Below are 16,900 nucleotides of genomic sequence, written 5' to 3' on the forward strand. Positions count from 1 at the left end.
GACCGAGTCGAGTTCACCTACAGTTAGCCAACGCGGAACTGGGCATCGAGCCAGGAGGAGACCATGTCGTTCCTAACCACCGTACCCGAGCAAATCGGTTATGCCGCAACAGATCTTGCCGGCGTCGGCGCCAACCTGAGCGCCGCCGGGAACGCGGTGACGGGACCTACGACGACGCTGCTCGCGGCCGGCGCCGACGAGATCTCGGGCGCCGTGGCAGCACTGTTCAACAGCTATGGCCAGACGTATCAGACGGTGAGCACCCAATTGGGGCGCTATCACGACCAGTTCGTGCGGGCCCTGGCCACTTCGAGCACCGCCTACGCCAGCGCCGAGGCAGCCGCGGCAGCACCCCTGCAGAGTGTGTTCGACCTGATCAACGCGCCGAGCCAGGCCCTGCTGGGACGCCCGCTGATCGGCAACGGAGCGAATGCCGCCCCCGGATCGGGTGCCGACGGCGGCGCCGGTGGATTGTTGTACGGCAACGGCGGGGCCGGCGGGTCGGGGTCGGCCCTGGGACAACGGGGTGGCAACGGCGGAGCAGCCGGCCTGATCGGCAACGGTGGGGCGGGCGGAGCCGGCACGCTGGGTGGTCTCGGCGACAGCGGTATCGGTGGCAACGGCGGGCGGGGCGGGCTGCTGGTCGGCAACGGCGGGGCGGGCGGCGCCGGCGGGTTCCTCCTGGCGGGCGGCAACGGCGGGGCCGCCGGACTGCTGTTCGGACATGGCGGTGCCGGGGGCAGCGGTGGTCTCGGCTTCGGCGGTCTCGGAGGCAACGGCGGGGCCGGCGGAGCAGGAGGGTCGCTGTTCGGCAGCGGCGGGGCCGGTGGCTCCGGCGGCCAGGGCGGCACCGGCGGCACCGGCGGCACCGGTGGCGTCGGCGGAGCCGGCGGACTGCTGTTCGGCGCCGGCGGGCACGGCGGCGACGGCGGCCAAGGTGACGTGCGGGGAGGCACCGGCGGCACCGGCGGCGTCGGTGGGGCCGGCTTCTTCGGCACCGGAGGGGACGGCGGAGCCGGCGGTGCCAGCCTCAACACCGGCGGCAGCGGCGGCACCGGCGGGGCCGGCGGGCTGCTGATCGGCGGTGGCGGCGCCGGCGGAAACGGTGGGGCTGGGCTGTCGGCCACCGGCAACGGCGGAGCGGGAGCGGACGGCGGCAGGTCCGGCATGCTCTACGGCGATGGCGGCAGCGGTGGGACCGGCGGCGACGGGCAACTTGCCGGGGGTGCCGGCGGTGCCGGTGGAAACGCCGCGGGACTGGTCGGCAGCGGTGGCGGGGGCGGACGCGGCGGGACCGGCAACGCCGGCGGTGGAGCGGGTGGCGCAGGCGGTACCGCCGCAGCACTGATCGGCGATGGTGGCGACGGCGGCGCAGGCGGGTCGTCGGGCTCGGCAGCCGGCGGGAAGGGCGGCGCCGGCGGCGACGCCGCACTCATCGGCGGGGGCGGAGCCGGTGGGGCCGGCGGAGACGGCACCGGCTTCGTGGCCGGCGACGGCGGCAACGGCGGCGACGCCGAGCTGTTCGGCAACGGCGGAAACGGTGGCAACGCCGGATTCGGCGTCAACCCGGGCGCCACGGCCGGGACCGGGGGCACCGGCGGACTCCTGTTCGGCGCCGACGGTGTGAACGGACTGATATAGCCACCACGGACCGGTCGTCGTGCAGCGGTACGCTTCGGCGCCCACCCGGGCCCGGCGATCCCGCTCAGAATACGTCGGGGTTGCGCTGTATCTCGGCCGGCACCGGGTGCTGGTAGAGCCGGGATGCGTTCTGCCAGGTGATCTTTAGGATCACTTCGGGCGGCAGCCCGCCGATCTCTTCGTGAACGGTCCGCTGGGTGTGCGGCCACGTCGAGTCGCAGTGTGGATAGTCGGCCTCCAGCATGATGTTGTCCATGCCGATCCGGTTGTACTGGACGAACGAGGACTTGTCCTCCACCGCGCAGAACCAGAAGTTGCGGGTGAAAACCTCTGCGGGAGTGCGTTTTTCCTTCAACGCCTGCCAGGTGCCGTACATCTCGTGGTAGCTCAGCATATGGTCCAGCCGGTCCAATAACCCGGCCACCCAGCCGATTCCGCCTTCGGACAGGCATATCCTGAGATCCGGGAACCTGCTGGGCAGCCCGGAGTACAGCCAGTCCACCGCAGCGGATATCGCGTAGGCGAAGAACAGCACACCCTGCACGTCGGGCGGGGCGTCCTCGGTGGTCGACGGGGACGAACCGGACGAGCCGATGTGCAGGTTGACCACCGTGCCGGTCTCGGCGCAGGCCGCCATCACCGGATCCCAGTGTCCCGAGTGGATGCTCGGCAACCCGAGCAGCGCAGGGTTCTCGCTGAACGTCACCGCGTGGAAACCCCGTTCGGCGTTCGCGCGGATCATGGCCGCGCCGAGTTCGGGATCCAGCAGCCAGGGCAGTTGGCAGGGAATGATCCGGTCGGGGTAGGGCCCGGCCCAGGCTTCCAGATGCCAGTCGTTCCAGGCCCGCACCGCGGCCAACGCCAGGTCGCGATCCTTGGTCACCTGTTGCAGCCGCTGCCCGGCGAACCCCGGCAGGAACGACGGAAAGTTCAGCGACGCGTAGATGCCGTTGAGGTCCATGTCCGCGACCCTCGCATGGATATCCCAAGCGCCCCTGCGCATTTCGTCGAACCGGACCGGTTCGAACCCGTACTCGGATACCGGCCGCCCCACCACCGCGTTGAAGCCGACGTTGGGCAGTATCTGGTCGTCATACACCCAGGTCTGTCCGCCCTGCGGGGTGTCGACGACTTTCGGGGCGCGGTCGGCGAACTTGCGCGGCAACCGACCGGTGAAGGTGTCCGGCGGTTCCACGATGTGATCGTCCACCGAGATCAGGGTGTAGTGCCGTCGCGCTCGGGGCGGATCCGGCAGAAATGTGACCGAGCGGTCCTCCCCCGTCTTGGCGGTGGTGAAGTTCAGGTCGCCGGCCAGGTCGTCAATCGATTTCACGTCGCGGGCCTCCTCGGTTGGGGCGAGCCGGGATCAGCTGAGCACATCGGGGTCGGCTTTGATCGTCATGCGGGCCGCACCCGCCCAGTAGACATCGGCGGCACGTTCGATCAGCGAGGCCTGCATGCCGGCCATGTCCGACCACCGCATCTGTGCCGGTTCGCGGCCGGTCAGCAGCACGTCGTAGGCCAGTCGGCACACCCGTTCAATGGATGCCGCCCGATAGACGGCTTCCGGCAGGGTGCGCCCGGTGGCGATGACACCGTGATTCGCCAGAATCGTCAGGTTGGCGCCACCGATGTGTGCCGCGAGATCTGCTGCGCGAGTGGGGCTGTCCACTTCCCCGCCGTAGGACTCGACCAGGCACAGGTCGTCGGTGAACAGGGCCCCGGTCTGGTGCAGGAGTTCGGGCAACCTGCCCAGTGCGGCCAGCACGCACACGTAGTACGGGTGATTGTGGATGACCACCCGCGCGTCGTCGCGGACCCGGTGCAGCTCGGTGTGGATGTGGATCGCCGGGGTGACGTCCCACCGGCCCCGGATCACCCGCGCGTCCGAGTCCACCGCACAGATATCGGAGGCGGTGAGTTCCTGCCACCACAACCCCCACGGGTTGACCAACATGTCGGTCCGACCGTCGAGTTGCCAGGTGATGTGCCCGGCCATGTTCTCGGCGAACCCGATGGACGCCAGATGACGGAACGCCACCGCGAGCGCCTGTTCATCGGACAGGTCGACTCCGATCGGGGGCAGCACCGCCGGCGCCCATACCTGCAACCCGCCTTGTCGCGCTTGCGGTTCACTCATCGCCTGTCTCCATTCTGCGCCGAATATCCTCACGGAGTTGACCTTTGGCCACTTTTCCCCCGGACGAACGGGGCAGCTCGTCGAGCACGATGAGCCGTTCAGGCAGCAGCTCTTTCGAAACGCCAAGTGCCAGCAGATGTTCGACGAGTGCGGGCAACTCGATACGCCGCTCATCGACGAGTTCGGCGTAGAGGCACACCTTCTCGCCGAACACCGGGTCGGGCATCGCGACGGCAGCGGTCACCGCGAGTGCGGGATGCGTCATCGCCGCATCCTCGACTTGGGCGGCGCTGATGTTCTTGCCGCCCCGCAGGATGAAGTCCGAGGTTCGGCCGGTGACGGTCAGGTATCCGTCAGAGTCGATCTGGCAGATGTCGCCCATCCGCATCCACCCGTCGCGGGTGAACAGTGCGTCATGGTCGGCGTCGCCGGCCAAACCGCTCAGATACCCCAGGCTGGTCGCCGGACCGCGGCAGGCCGGCTGACCGCGCCCGGTCTCGGTGACATCGCGGTCGCCGTCGAAAAGCCGGACCGACATCTCCGGGATGATCCGACCGCCGGTGCGGAGCCGTTGACGCGGCGGGTCGTCCAGCGTGGTCCCACTGAGCACGCCGGTTTCGTTGGAGCCATAGAACTGCAGAATTGTCGCGCCAGTCAATTCTTCGAATTCCGCCGCCGGGCGGTACGGCAGCGCTTCCCCACCGGTGAACACCACCCGCAGCGAACTCAAGTCGTACCCGCGGGTGTCGGGGTCAGCCATCAACATCGTCAATTGCGTACTGACACAGCACAATACAGTGACCCGGTGCCGCGCGACGGCTTCGCACACCGCCGCGGTGGTGAACCGCCGCAGAATCACCGCCATGGCACCCAGATAGATCGGGGTGGTATGACTGGTCCAGATGCCGAACCCGAAAGGCATCGGTATCACCGGAAGGAACACGTCCTCGGGCGTCAGCTGCCCATTGCCGACGGCCTTCTGGTGAAAGTAGTGCCAACGGTTCTGCGTGTGAACCACGCACTTCGGCAGACCGGTGGTCCCTGAGGTGGAGTTGATCAGGAACACGTCGTCGGGTCCCAGCTGCGATCTGACGCCCACCGCGCCGGGCCGGCCGCCGCGATCATCCAACCGCAGGTCGTCCCGCAACACCAGCACTGTCCTACCGCCCACCACCCCCGCCGCGGCGACGCCGCGCTGGTGATCGCAGATCACCAACTTCGGCTCGGTGGCCACCAACAACTGGGCGACTTCTCGTGCGCCGGCGCGCGCGCCGATGCCGACCACGACGGCGCCGCATCGTTCGACGCCGACGAACAGCACGTGCAGGGCCGCCGAATCGCCGTGCCAGACTCCGATCCGGTCACCGCGCCGCACACCGTGCTCGGCGAGCTGCCGGGCCAGCGCGGTCGCCGCAGCATCAAATTCGGGCCAGGTCAGCGTGGTCGTGGCCAGGTCGTCCCGCTGGTCGCAGTAGGCCGTGCGACCGGGCCGGCGTTCGGCGTTGCGCCGCACCGCGTCGGACAAGGTGGATTCCGACCACCAGCCCGCGGCGCGGTAGCGGGCTACTTCCTCGGCGGTGAACGCGGGCGATCGCGCGATTGTCAGCGCGCCGGCGTGCATAGCCAATGATAGGAATCGACGGGCGCCGCAGAGCAGACGGTCCGGGGCCCGCACGGCAAGGATTTAGCGCGCTCCAAGGATTTATAGAGAATCCTGTAAGGGCGGGCCCGGAGGCTGATGGTCGCCCGTGCACAACCGGAGCAACGACTTCACACAGGAGCCAAGGGACCGTCATGGCCATCGTCGATTCGCCGATACATCATCATCCGCCCGGATCGCATCACGGGGCACCGCCCGGTGTAGTGGGTTATCGGGAACTGCCCAGCCGCCACCCGTGGGAGATCGGCCTGCTGGTCCTGGTCATCCTGTCCAGCGTCGTGCTCTACCTGATCGCCACCGTCGTGGTACTGACCGGTCACGGCAGCCTGCTGTGGCTCTCGGTGCTGGCCACACCACTGGTGCTGTTCCTGGCCAGGGGCTTGAACTACGGCCGGCAACGCACGAACGGCGTCAAGATGTCGCCCACCCAGTTTCCGGATGGCTACTGGTTGGTGGCGCAGGCCGCGCAGCGGTTCGGGCTCACCGAAATCCCCGACGCGTACGTGGTGTTGGGCAACGGCCAGATCAACGCCTTCGCCAGCGGTCACGGCTTCCGCCGTTACGTGGTGGTCTACAGCGATCTGTTCGAGGTCGGTGGCCAGGCGCGCGACCCGGAGGCACTCGCCTTCGTCATCGGTCACGAAGTGGGACACATCGCGGCCGGACACGCCTCCTACTGGCGGCAGCTGAGCCAGCTGGCCATGAAGATCCCGTTCCTGGGCCAGGCGCTGTCCCGGTCGATGGAGTACACCGCGGACAACTACGGGTACGCGTTCCATCCGGAAGGCGCCCGGCGGGCCATCGGGGTGTTGAGCGCCGGCAAGTACCTGCTGCGCTGGGTTGACTTCGACGGGATGGCGGACCGGGCCGAGTCGGAGACCGGATTCTTCGTCTGGCTGTCCAACATGGTGGCGTCGCATCCGGTCAACACCTGGCGGGCGTCGGCGCTGCGCAACCGCGCCGTCGCGGGCGCCCTGTTCTTCCGTCCGAAACAACCGCACGCGGTGGCGCCCCTGCCGACCCACTGGGCACCACCCCACGCCGGCGGCTGGGGGCAGTAGCTGCTCTCCAAGACCGGGTCGGGTCCGGGCTGTGGAGCGGCGCCGTACCAGGCGCCGCTCCGACAGTCGTCGGGTACTCGCCGACAGCGCGCGATCACCCGCCGGGTAGACATGACCGCATGATCCTGGACAAACACGAACTGGCCGTGCGGATGGCCGAGTTGGCCCGGACCCTGGCCACCCCGAGCTCCGTCGAGCAGATCCTGGCGAACGTCACCGCCACCGCGGTGGAGTTGATACCCGGGGCAGATACCGCCGGAATTCTGCTGGTCCATGGCAGCGGCAAGTTCGAGTCGCTCGGCGATTTCAGCGATCTGCCCGGGAAGCTCGACGATCTCCAACACCGATTCCAAGAAGGCCCCTGCTATCAGGCCGCGCTGCAGGACACCATCGTGCGGACCGATGATTTCCAGACCGAGCAGCGCTGGCCGAAATACTCGCCGGCCGCGCTGGAACTCGGCGTGCGCAGCGGACTCTCGTTCAAGCTCTACACCGCGGAGCGCACGGCGGGCGCGCTGAACCTGTTCGGGTTTGCGCCCGGGGTATGGGATGCCGAAGCGGAGACCGTCGGCACCGTGCTGGCGGCGCACGCTGCCGCGGCGATCCTGGCCGGCCGCCACGACGAGAACATGCAGACCGCGTTATCCAGCCGCGACCGCATCGGGCAGGCCAAAGGCATCATCATGGAGCGCTACAACGTCGACGACGTGCGTGCCTTCGAGATGCTGCGCGCGTTGTCGCAGGAGAGCAATTCCAAGCTCATCGACATCGCGCAGCGCGTCATCGACACCCGCGCGCAGACGGCGGGGTGATCAGCCGCTCTTCAGGCGGATCTTCCAGCGCACGAAGCCGAGGTAGAAGACGCTGAGCAGCACCAACATGCCCATATCCAACGACCAGGCACCCACCGTGTGCTTCCAGTGTGAATCCCTGGGGATCTGCGGAAGGTGCGACAGTTCTGTCAAATTGACCGTTGACGCCGAAGCCGCGAAACCCCACCGGGCCGGGGTGACCCAGGACATCTGATCGAGCCCGATTCGGCCGGTGACCGGGATCATGCCGCCGGAGAACACAAGCTGCGACATCACCGCGACGACGAGCAGCGGCATGATCTGCTCGCTGGTCTTGGCCAGCGAGGACAACACCAACCCCAGCATCGCCGACGCCACGGTGGTCGCCGCGATGTCGACGTAGAGTTCGAAAGCCGGCGGACTCAGCAGGACAGCGCCCTTGGTCGGGCCGCCCTTGCCGATGAGCGCGATCACCGTGACGATCGCCGACTGGACCAGCGCGAATATCGTGTAGACGCACACCTTGGCCAGCAGATATGCGGTGGTGGACAGACCTACTGCCTGTTCACGCAGGAAGATCGCCCGCTCACCGATCAGGTCGCGAATGGTCAGTGCCGTGCCCATGAAGACCGCGCCGACGTTCAGCAGCACCAGGATCTGGGCCGGCTCGGTCGGTGCATCGCCGGTCGGGTTCGGTGTACCGAAACCGACATCACCGGGCACCGACATGGACAGCGAACCCATGATGAACGGCAGTATCGCCAGGAAGATGAAGTAGCCGCGGTCGGAGATGATCAACCGCAGTTGCCGTCGGGCAATCGTGGAGAACTGTCGAAGCAGGCTGGTATGCGCCGCCTCGCCCAACTCCGCGGGTTTTTCCACCGGTGGCGCCGGGGGCGGCGGGCCGTTCCGTTCCAGGTACCGGGCCTTGGCGCCGTCCGGGTCCTCGGCGACGGTGCTGAAGATGTCGGCCCAGTTCGTCGTGCCCATGGCCGGACCGATCTGGCTGGGCGGCCCGCAGAATGCGGTCTTGCCGCCCGGCGCCAGCAGCAACACCTGGTCACACACGTCGAGATAGGTCAGCGAGTGGGTGACGACCAGCACCACACGCCCGGCGTCGGCCAACTGCCGCAGCATGGTCATGACCTGGCGGTCCAGCGCCGGGTCCAGGCCCGAGGTCGGTTCGTCGAGGATCAGCAGCGACGGGCCGGTGAGCAGTTCCAGCGCCACCGAGGCGCGTTTGCGCTGACCGCCGGACAGCTTGTCTACCCGCGTCTCGAGGTGCTTGGTCATCTCGAGTTCCTCGAGGACCCGGGCGACCACCTGTTCGCGGTCCTCTTTGGTGGTGTCCGGCGGCAGCCGCAGCTCGGCGGCATACATCAGCGCCTGCCGTACGGTCAGCTGACCGTGCACCACGTCGTCCTGCGGCACCATGCCGATCCTGCTGCGCAGCGAGGCGTATTCGGAGTGCACGTTGTGGCCCTCGAAGGCGACCGTGCCGCTGGTCGGGTGGGTATACCCGGCCACCAGCTTGGCGAAGGTCGACTTGCCGGCACCCGAGGGTCCGATGACGGCGGTGAGCATTCCCGGCCGTGCGGTGAGCGAGATATTGTCCAGCAGCGTCTTGTTGCCCTCGATGGTCCACGTCACCCCGCGCACATCGAGTCCGCCGGTACGGGTCTCCAGCAGGCTCTCTTCGCGACGTGAGAGAGCGCCGTTGGCGAAGACGAGGTCGATGTTTCCGATGGTGACGACGTCGCCGTCGCGCAAGATCGCGGATTCGACCCGGGTGCCGTTGACGAACGTCCCGTTGATACTGCGGTTGTCACGGATCTCAACGCCATTGGCGGACGGGATCAGCGTCGCGTGGTGGCGCGATGCCAGCACCTCGGGAATGACGATGTCGTTGTCGTCGGCGCGACCGATCTTGATCGCGTTCGGCGGCAGGTCGCCGCCGGCCTTGCCCGGCCGCAGGATCTTCATCATCGACGTCCGGCCGCCCACGTCGGCCGTGCGGCCGATCACCGGCGGCGGCTGCTGCGCCGCCGCGGGACGATAGATCTGCGGCCCGCTCTGTTGCGGCGGCATCGGTTGCGGCCCCGACGGGTAACGGGGCTGTCCCGACGGCGGCGCAGACGGAATCCGCTGGGTCGACGGGGCCTGTTGTTGCCCCCAGTTGGCTCCGGACGGTGGCGGGCCCTGCGCGGGGATGGGCCCGCTGGGCCGGGACGGTATCGCCATCGCCGTCGTCGGGGGTGGGCGACCCACCGAACCCTGGCTACGGCGGCCGACTTCGAACTCCAGCGCCGGGCCATCGGGGTTGCCGATGTTGATGCGCTGTCCGTCCTGGACGTCGACCACCGGCACGCGGCGGTTGTTGACGTACAGCCCGTTGAGGCTGCCATTGTCGATGGCGACCCATCGACCCTGGTCAAAGCGCAACAACAGGTGCACGCGGGAGATGAGGGGGTGCGCCACGCGGACGTCCGCGCGTAGATCACGCCCAATGACTACATCGTGGCCTGCGGCGAAGGTGCGTTCGGCTCCGTCATAACGCACGGTCAGCACAGGTGGGGCAGCTGTCTGGGTCATCGCACCCAACTGTATCGGCACGGTGGTCATTTCAAGAAGGAAGGCGTCAAATATGTGTTACCGACCGACTCGGCGTGAGTTGGGCGCCACCGCGGGCGTTCCGCGACCGTTATCCCTGCTGAATATCCGGGGCGCAGGTGGTCCGCCGCGGTAGGCGCATTCGGTTAGCGGCGCGGTGGGACGCTGCCGCGGCGAATGTCCTCCAGGCATTGCAATCGGGTCTGCCCGGTCTGCTGTACGCACACCTGGACCGGTGTCTCCTGCTCACTGGGTAGCGCTGTTTCGCCCGGTCCCGGCGCAGAGGTGGCGGTGGGACTGGCCACCGGGCCTTCGGTCAGCGACCAGATGCCGGTTTCTTTGTTGCTGCCCTGCAACGGGGAGCAATACGCCTTGACCCGGGCGGTGGTCTGACCCTCGCCGCCGAGCAGGGCGCATTCGGCACCGATGGCGACGAAGGGCAACTCGGGCGGGGCAGCTGCCGACGGCGCCGGCGTGGCGTTGGCACTGGTGGTGGTCGTGGTTTGCGCGGCCGTCGCCGCCCGCTCTTCTTCGTCGGCACGCAGAAACTCCTGCAACGCGAAGACGACGGCGATGACCAACAGAATCGCCAACACCCCCGGGATGACAACGGCGGGCCGCAACAGCGACCAGCGCGGTGGCGCCGTCACTGCGGGCAGCGACACGTTGGTTTCGTCGGCGTCGCCGGTGTCACCGAGATGGTGGCCGAGCGCCCGTGCGAAATCGATGCAACGTAGGTAGCGGTCCTTGGGATCCTTGGACAGCGCCTTGCTGAAGACCGGATCCAGATCGGCCAGGGAGGGACGGCGCTCCCCTATCGGCGGAGGTGCCGCGGTGAGATGCTGGCTGATCACCACGGCGGGGTTCGAATGCTGAAACGGCGGTGTCCCGGTGAGCAGCTGATAGGCCGACGCCGCCAGGGCATACTGATCGGCCCGGCCGTCGAGGTCGTTGCCCATGAGTTGTTCCGGCGCCGCGTAGGCGACGGTGCCCACCGTCATGTTGGTCGCAGTCAGACCGGTCGACTCGCCCACCAGTCCGGCGATCCCGAAATCGGCCAGCAATATCCGTCGGTCCGGTGAGTCGGGCTGCGCGATGAGCATGTTGGCCGGCTTGACGTCGCGGTGGATCATCCTGTGCTCGTGGGCGTAATCGAGCGCCTCAGCCACCGCGGTGATGATCTCGACCACCTCGGGACCTGGCATACCGTTCGGATACCGCTCGTCGAGCAGCGCACCGGCATCGGTCCCGTCGACGTAGTCCATGTCGATCCACAGCTGACCGTCGGTTTCGCCGCGGTCGTGCACGGCGACGATGTGGGGATGCCACAGGGCGGCGGCTGTTTCAGCCTCCCGGTGAAACCGCTCCCGGTATTCCCGGTCGGCCGAAACATCGGCCTTGACCACCTTCAGGGCGTCCTGGCGTGGCAGTCGGGGGTGTTTCGCCAGGTAAACCTCGCCCATACCGCCGGACCCGAGTTGCCGGACAATGGTGTATCCAGCAAAGGTCGAGCCTTCGTCGAGCGGCATGGCGGCATAGTAGCCTGCCCCAGGGCTCGGCAAACCCGGCATTGTGACCGTCACGGACGTGGGGCGCGGCTGCCGGCGAGGTCCATTCGACCGCCCAACCGGGGCGCAGGGCCGACGGCCCGTCGTCGCATCAGGCGCGTATCGGTGCAGAAAGTTTGACTCCGGAGGTTTGAGCCGCGCGCGGACGGGGCATGGCGGTTGCGGTCATGCAGCCGCAGACGCCAGGCGCATCCTGCTCAGCCCCAGCAGGTAGTCGGTGAACGCCTGGAATTTTTCGCGTCCAGTTCTTGTATGCATTCATGTTGTGCCCCAAGACTTTTGAGGGTCTACTGGTTTTCAGTGAACAACTGTGTACTATTGGACCAATGGCAGAACGTGGAGCTCAGCCTCAAGTACCCCGCGGCCGTCGTCTGTTCCTCAAAGCTGTGCGGAATCTGTTCAAGCCGCTACAGCCCGACGATTACATCGAGATGATCAACCCGCTTTGGACGACGAAGGAGCTGCGCGGAAAGGTCGAGCGGGTCGAGAAACAGGGTTCGGAAGCGGCGAGCATCCTGATCCGGCCGGGCTACGAATGGCCGGGTCACAAGCCCGGGCAGTACGTACGACTCGGCCTGGTGATCGACGGCGTCTACCACTGGCGCGCATATTCGCTGACCTCGGATCCCGAGCCTGCCGACGGGTTGATCAGTGTCACCCCGAAGAAAGTGGACAGCGGCGTCGTGTCGCCCTACCTGGTGGAAAAAATTCAACCCGGCGAACTGGTGCGGCTCAGCGAGATCGAGGGCGTGTTTACGCTGCCCGACCCGTTGCCCGAGAAGATGCTGTTCATCAGCGCCGGCAGCGGCATCACCCCGATCATGAGCATGCTGCGCAGCCTCGACCGGCGCGACCAACTGGGCGACGTGGTGCACATCCACTCCGCACGTACCCGCGAGCAGGTGATGTTCCTGTCGGTCCTGGAGGAGCTCGACGACCGACATGAGCAGATGCGCCTGGACATCCGCCTGACCGGGGACCGTGGTCGACTCGAACCCGGCGACCTGGACGAGGAGGTTCCCGACTGGCGTGAGCGTGAGGCTTTCTGCTCCGGACCGGAGGAGATGCTCGACGCGCTCATCGAACACTGGGAGGAGAACGGCGATCCTGATCGCCTCCACTACGAACGGTTCCAGCCGAAGATCGGGGGCGACGCCGGTGACGGCGAGGGCGGCGAGGTCTGCTTCCTCAAGAGCGACAAAAAGGTCGAATGTGACGGCGGCACATCGATTTTGGAAGCCGGGGAGAACGCCGGACTGGAACTCGACCACGGGTGCCGAATCGGCATCTGCCACACCTGCGTCGGGACGCTGAAATCGGGCAAGCTACGCGATCTGCGCTCCGGCGAGGTCAGCGAACCCACCGGACAGGACGTCAGGATCTGCATCAACAGCGCCGAGGGCGACGTCGAACTCGAACTGTGATCGAAAGGAACTCGAAGTGACCTCAACTATGCAACGCTCGCAAAGCCCGTTCGCCCATCTGAGCGAACAAGAACGGGAAAAGCTCGGCAAAGAACTCGATGCCATTCACGACGAGGTGTTCGCCGACCTCGGCGAGCGCGATCGCCGCTACATCAAGTCCGTCATCACCGCGCAACGCCAGATCGTCGTCGTCGGCCGGGTGCTGCTGTTGGCTTCGCGGTCACGGACCGCGTGGGTGCTGGGCACCGCCTGCCTCGGTATGGCCAAGATCCTGGAGAACATGGAAATCGGTCACAATGTCATGCACGGGCAGTGGGACTGGATGAACGACCCCGATATCCACTCTTCCAAATGGGACTGGGACACCGCCTCCACCGCGGAATCGTGGAAGCACTCGCACAACTACATTCACCACACCTTCACCAACATCCGCGGCAAGGACAAGGATCTCGGCTACGAGATCATGCGGATCGATCCCCACCAGGAATGGCGGCCCTATTTCCTGGGACAACCGCTCTACAACTTGTTGCTCACGCTGTTGTTCGAGTGGGGCGTGGCGGTGCACGACATGGACATCGAAGCGATCCGGGCCCGGGAGAAGCCATGGTCAGAGGTACGTAAAGACCTCAAAGGCATTGGGGTCAAAGTGCGTTCGCAGGTCATCAAGGACTACATCGGCTGGCCCTTGATCAGCGCCGGCGCCTTTGCGCTGGTGCAACTCGCCTCCGGTGGGCGCCTGGATCAGCCCGCGCAGTCCCGCCTCGGCCGCCGCCTGCGCAAGCTCCCCGGCACCAGCCGCCTGGGCGGCACGGCGACGTTCCTGGACAAAGTACTGCCCGGGGCAGAGAGCACCTATCTGCGTACCCTGGCCGCCGACGCGCTGGCCAATATCATCCGCAATGTCTGGGCGCACGCCATCATCTTCTGCGGGCATTTCCCCGACCAGACTTATACATTCAGCGAAGAAGAAGTCGAGGACGAAACCCGTGGCGAGTGGTACCTACGCCAACTCGTCGGCGCCGCCAACATTGACGGCAGCCCGCTGTTCCACGTGATCAGCGGCAACCTCGGCTACCAGGTGGAGCACCATCTCTACCCGGACATGCCGGCCAGCCGGTACTCCGAGATCGCACCGAAGATCAAGGACATCTGCGAACGCTACGAACTGCCCTACAACACCGGGCGGTTCTCCAAGCAGTGGTTTACGGTGCACCGCACTATCTTTCGGCTGGCTCTGCCCGGCGGTAAGCCGCGGCCGAAGCCCGGCCCGTACCGCAGCGAGAACCGTTCCACCCCGGATCAGCAAGCCAGCGAGGCCGGCCGGTTCCGGGACCGGGTACCCGCCGAGCACCCCGACGCCGGACCCGAAGACAAGAAGAGCGGCGTCGAGGTACAGCCACCGCCCCGCGGCAAGGACTGACCAACACCGCGCATCACCCCCGCCGCCGTGACCCAGGATGTACCCATGGATCAGGCAGCGCAGAGCGGCCGGTTGCTCGCCGGCCGGGTAGCCCTGATCACCGGCGGCGGCGGTGGCATCGGCGCGGCCACCTCGCGGCTGTTCGCCGCCCACGGCGCGCAGGTGGTGATCGCTGACATCGACCCCGATCGCAGTGAGCAGGTCGCCGCCGACATCGACGCCCACGCGGTGACGGCCGACGTGCGAGAAGCCGATCAGGTCAGCGCGCTGGCGGCAGCCGTGCTCGAGCACTACGGCCGGTTGGATGTGCTGGTCAACAATGTCGGGCACTGGGTACGGCACCCGGGCAGCTTCGCCGGCACCGACCCGCAGCTGTGGGACGAGCTCTACCGGGTGAACCTGCACCACGTCTTCCTGGTCACCCGCGCGTTCCTGCCGGCGATGATCGACCAGCAGGCCGGCGCGATCGTCAACGTATCGTCGGTCGAGGGTCTGCGCGGTTACCCCGAGGATCCGGTGTACGCCGCCTTCAAAGCCGCAGTCGTCCAATTCACCCGCAGTCTGGCGGTACAGGTAGGCCGCGACGGCATCCGGGTCAACGCCATCGGCCCTGACGTCACCGAGTCACTGCAGGTGCCCTACTCGCAGTGGCTGTCCCCCGCCGAGCAGACCCAGTGGCCGCAGTGGGTTCCGGTCGGGCGGATGGGTGTGCCCGACGATCAGGCGCGGGTGATCCTGTTCCTGGCCTCAGACCTCTCGGCGTTCGTCACCGGCCACACCATCCCCACCGACGGCGGCACCGGCGCGGCCGGCGGCTGGTTCCGGTCCTCGCGGCGGGCGGGCCGGGAATGGACGAATCGACCGCTCGCGCCCTGACTCGCTCAGCCCAGCGTGGTGTGCATCAGCATCACGTCGTATGCCGACCACAGCGAGAGGTTGAAGTAGACATCCTTGCCGGTCGACCACGGATGCATCATCGGTGCGTAGACCCCACCGGGCATCTGAAAGTTCGACACCAGCAGATGCTCGGGACTGTAGGGGCCCTGCGGTGTCGGCGCGGTCCGCGCCACCACATCGTTGGCGCCATTGGTGTACATCACCAGGTACTGCTTGAGATAGGTGTTGTACTGCGCCGACATTTCGGCCACCGGCCCTGGGATCACCGGTGTGGCCGCCGACGGCTTGTTCGGTACCCAGGAGTTCGAATCACCGTTCCAGTACTCATATTTGGTGAGATCGGGGATGAAACGTGGCTGCACCCGCGACAGGTGCGCCGCGCCGCCGCGCCCGTTGGGCGTGCCGAACGAATACAGATAGCCGTCCCCGCCCTTGACGTACGCCCCCATCTGGAAGTTCTCGTTGCCCTCCACGTAGGGCACCCGCGCGGCGTCGGGCCCGTTGGCCCGGATGGTGCCGGGGTACACCGACCAGGTCTGGCCGTTGTCGGTGGACATGGCGATGCCGGAATAGTTCGTCCACCACTCCCCGTCGCGGCCCCAGTCCCTGATGGACATGAAGTTGATGTACTGGGTTTTGCCGACCGAGATGGCGGCGGTCGGGATGATGCCGGTCTCTTCCTTGGCGTACTTGATGCTGTTGATGACCTGTCGGGAGAAGCCGGGCTGCTGGGTCGGTGAACCGGCGTACCGATTGGACGGGTCGCCGGTGCTCACATGCAGCCCGTGGGACAGGTCCTGGTCGTTACTGCGGAACAGCACGTTGTAGCGCCACTGGTCGCCCTTGACGGCGCAGTAGCCGAAGGTGTCGCCGAAGGCCATCAGCACCTGATGGTTGGCGGGATCGCCGTTGTCCCAGAGGATTCCGAGGTCGGTCCCGGAAATGCCGAAGCGCTCGAGAGTCTTGTTGGGGCCTTCCGGACCGGTCACCCACTCGACGAGCGAGGTGTTGGACCCGCCGAGCGCGCCCATCGCATCCGGCGCTCCCGGCGCTGGAGCGGCTTCCGGGGCCGGTGCCGGATTCGGCGGCGGTGCGGCTTCGGGGGCGATCTCCCCGGCCGGGGGCTGCTGGGCCGCGGCCGGCGGGGCCGGGGCGGGCGGCGCCGGAGCGGCGTTCGGCACCCGCGCCTGCTGCTGGAGTGGCGCGGAGTATCGCTGCCCCGGTTGCTGGGCCCGCTGCAGCGGTCCCACCCTGGGCAGCGGCGCACGGTCGTTCGCGCCCCGGGGTCGCTTGTTGAGCGGGCCGAGCACCTTGCCACCGGGGTTGGTCACCACCGCGTTGGCCGGCGGCGGGACGTTTGCCTCCGGTGCGCTGCACGGCAACGCGTGCGCCGTGGGAGCCAGGCCGGGCGCGAGGCTGATCGGCAGGATCAGCCCGACAGCGGCCGTGGCCGCCAGCGATACCGAGACAAAGCGAGGAATCGCCGACATGTCACACCTTTCAGGGGTCGGACGCTGAATTGACGTCCGCACGGGATGATGTGACGATAGTGAGCGATGTGACCCTTGTGACCAATGAGCAGGCAATAGGTATACGTCCGTGATCGTGTCGCAACCCCGCCGTTGACCGTTCGGTCCGCGAAACCGGTTGTGCCCAGGCAAGTTCGACCGCAGGACCCGGCTGTCCCC

The 16,900-nt window shown here is 67.1% G+C and carries 12 protein-coding genes; 6 read left to right on the top strand and 6 right to left on the bottom strand.

The annotated features are described in order from the left end of the window. The first annotated feature begins 63 nt into the window (after positions 1-63). Complete coding sequence (locus tag AC5Y5Z_RS19640) at positions 64-1,641, top strand: PE family protein (RefSeq protein ID WP_463825350.1); 1,578 nt, start codon at positions 64-66, stop codon at positions 1,639-1,641. Between the two features lie 64 nt (positions 1,642-1,705). Here the strand turns inward: AC5Y5Z_RS19640 and AC5Y5Z_RS19645 are convergent, their stop codons facing one another. The 3 genes from AC5Y5Z_RS19645 to AC5Y5Z_RS19655 are packed head-to-tail and all read right to left on the bottom strand — an operon-like array spanning position 1,706 to position 5,402. Beyond that, entirely contained in the window at positions 1,706-2,974 is a 1,269-nt protein-coding gene (locus tag AC5Y5Z_RS19645) for an amidohydrolase family protein (protein ID WP_499926981.1), read from the bottom strand. A gap of 33 nt (positions 2,975-3,007) precedes the next feature. Beyond that, the gene (locus AC5Y5Z_RS19650; protein WP_463825348.1) at positions 3,008-3,781 is read right to left on the bottom strand and encodes a class II aldolase/adducin family protein; all 774 of its coding nucleotides are present in this window, start codon (positions 3,779-3,781) and stop codon (positions 3,008-3,010) included. After that, positions 3,774-5,402, bottom strand: a complete 1,629-nt coding sequence (locus AC5Y5Z_RS19655) for a class I adenylate-forming enzyme family protein (RefSeq protein ID WP_499918638.1) — start codon at positions 5,400-5,402, stop codon at positions 3,774-3,776. Before AC5Y5Z_RS19655 ends, AC5Y5Z_RS19650 begins: the two co-directional genes overlap by 8 nt. A gap of 173 nt (positions 5,403-5,575) precedes the next feature. Here AC5Y5Z_RS19655 and AC5Y5Z_RS19660 point away from each other — a divergent pair, with 173 nt between their 5' ends. Together AC5Y5Z_RS19660 and AC5Y5Z_RS19665 are read left to right on the top strand one after the other, a co-directional pair. Continuing rightward, the gene (locus AC5Y5Z_RS19660) at positions 5,576-6,502 is read left to right on the top strand and encodes a M48 family metallopeptidase (RefSeq protein ID WP_499926983.1); all 927 of its coding nucleotides are present in this window, start codon (positions 5,576-5,578) and stop codon (positions 6,500-6,502) included. Between the two features lie 119 nt (positions 6,503-6,621). Then, on the top strand, positions 6,622-7,314 hold the full coding sequence (locus AC5Y5Z_RS19665) for a GAF and ANTAR domain-containing protein (protein ID WP_463825345.1): 693 nt from the start codon (positions 6,622-6,624) through the stop codon (positions 7,312-7,314). Here the strand turns inward: AC5Y5Z_RS19665 and AC5Y5Z_RS19670 are convergent, their stop codons facing one another. Both AC5Y5Z_RS19670 and AC5Y5Z_RS19675 read right to left on the bottom strand, forming a co-directional pair. Further along, positions 7,315-9,885 (bottom strand): FHA domain-containing protein, encoded by a 2,571-nt coding sequence (locus AC5Y5Z_RS19670; RefSeq protein ID WP_463825344.1) that lies wholly within the window; start codon positions 9,883-9,885, stop codon positions 7,315-7,317. Positions 9,886-10,049: 164 nt separating this feature from the next. Further along, complete coding sequence (locus AC5Y5Z_RS19675; protein WP_499926986.1) at positions 10,050-11,432, bottom strand: serine/threonine-protein kinase; 1,383 nt, start codon at positions 11,430-11,432, stop codon at positions 10,050-10,052. A 365-nt stretch (positions 11,433-11,797) separates the two neighbouring features. Here AC5Y5Z_RS19675 and AC5Y5Z_RS19680 point away from each other — a divergent pair, with 365 nt between their 5' ends. The 3 genes from AC5Y5Z_RS19680 to AC5Y5Z_RS19690 are packed head-to-tail and all read left to right on the top strand — an operon-like array spanning position 11,798 to position 15,191. Beyond that, positions 11,798-12,895: a ferredoxin reductase gene (locus AC5Y5Z_RS19680; RefSeq protein ID WP_463825342.1), complete on the top strand. Its 1,098-nt coding sequence runs from the start codon at positions 11,798-11,800 to the stop codon at positions 12,893-12,895. Positions 12,896-12,923: 28 nt separating this feature from the next. Further along, positions 12,924-14,315, top strand: a complete 1,392-nt coding sequence (locus tag AC5Y5Z_RS19685) for a fatty acid desaturase family protein (protein WP_499927090.1) — start codon at positions 12,924-12,926, stop codon at positions 14,313-14,315. Positions 14,316-14,360: 45 nt separating this feature from the next. Then, a complete protein-coding gene (locus AC5Y5Z_RS19690) occupies positions 14,361-15,191 on the top strand; it encodes an SDR family NAD(P)-dependent oxidoreductase (protein ID WP_499926988.1) in 831 nt (276 codons plus the stop codon). A 5-nt stretch (positions 15,192-15,196) separates the two neighbouring features. Here AC5Y5Z_RS19690 and AC5Y5Z_RS19695 read toward each other — a convergent pair whose 3' ends face one another. Then, a complete protein-coding gene (locus AC5Y5Z_RS19695) occupies positions 15,197-16,702 on the bottom strand; it encodes a glycoside hydrolase family 183 protein (RefSeq protein WP_499926990.1) in 1,506 nt (501 codons plus the stop codon). Positions 16,703-16,900 lie beyond the last annotated feature (198 nt).

This window comes from Mycobacterium sp. NGS29 (assembly GCF_059812965.1).

What these genes read in the sequence shown, in the direction of transcription:
- AC5Y5Z_RS19640 (WP_463825350.1), top strand. Translation starts at nt 64, where the DNA reads ATGTCGTTCCTAACCACCGTACCCGAGCAAATCGGTTATGCCGCAACA.
- AC5Y5Z_RS19650 (WP_463825348.1), bottom strand. Translation starts at nt 3,781, where the DNA reads ATGAGTGAACCGCAAGCGCGACAAGGCGGGTTGCAGGTATGGGCGCCG.
- AC5Y5Z_RS19655 (WP_499918638.1), bottom strand. Translation starts at nt 5,402, where the DNA reads ATGCACGCCGGCGCGCTGACAATCGCGCGATCGCCCGCGTTCACCGCC.
- AC5Y5Z_RS19660 (WP_499926983.1), top strand. Translation starts at nt 5,576, where the DNA reads ATGGCCATCGTCGATTCGCCGATACATCATCATCCGCCCGGATCGCAT.
- AC5Y5Z_RS19665 (WP_463825345.1), top strand. Translation starts at nt 6,622, where the DNA reads ATGATCCTGGACAAACACGAACTGGCCGTGCGGATGGCCGAGTTGGCC.
- AC5Y5Z_RS19670 (WP_463825344.1), bottom strand. Translation starts at nt 9,885, where the DNA reads ATGACCCAGACAGCTGCCCCACCTGTGCTGACCGTGCGTTATGACGGA.
- AC5Y5Z_RS19675 (WP_499926986.1), bottom strand. Translation starts at nt 11,432, where the DNA reads ATGCCGCTCGACGAAGGCTCGACCTTTGCTGGATACACCATTGTCCGG.
- AC5Y5Z_RS19680 (WP_463825342.1), top strand. Translation starts at nt 11,798, where the DNA reads ATGGCAGAACGTGGAGCTCAGCCTCAAGTACCCCGCGGCCGTCGTCTG.
- AC5Y5Z_RS19685 (WP_499927090.1), top strand. Translation starts at nt 12,924, where the DNA reads ATGCAACGCTCGCAAAGCCCGTTCGCCCATCTGAGCGAACAAGAACGG.
- AC5Y5Z_RS19690 (WP_499926988.1), top strand. Translation starts at nt 14,361, where the DNA reads ATGGATCAGGCAGCGCAGAGCGGCCGGTTGCTCGCCGGCCGGGTAGCC.
- AC5Y5Z_RS19695 (WP_499926990.1), bottom strand. Translation starts at nt 16,702, where the DNA reads ATGTCGGCGATTCCTCGCTTTGTCTCGGTATCGCTGGCGGCCACGGCC.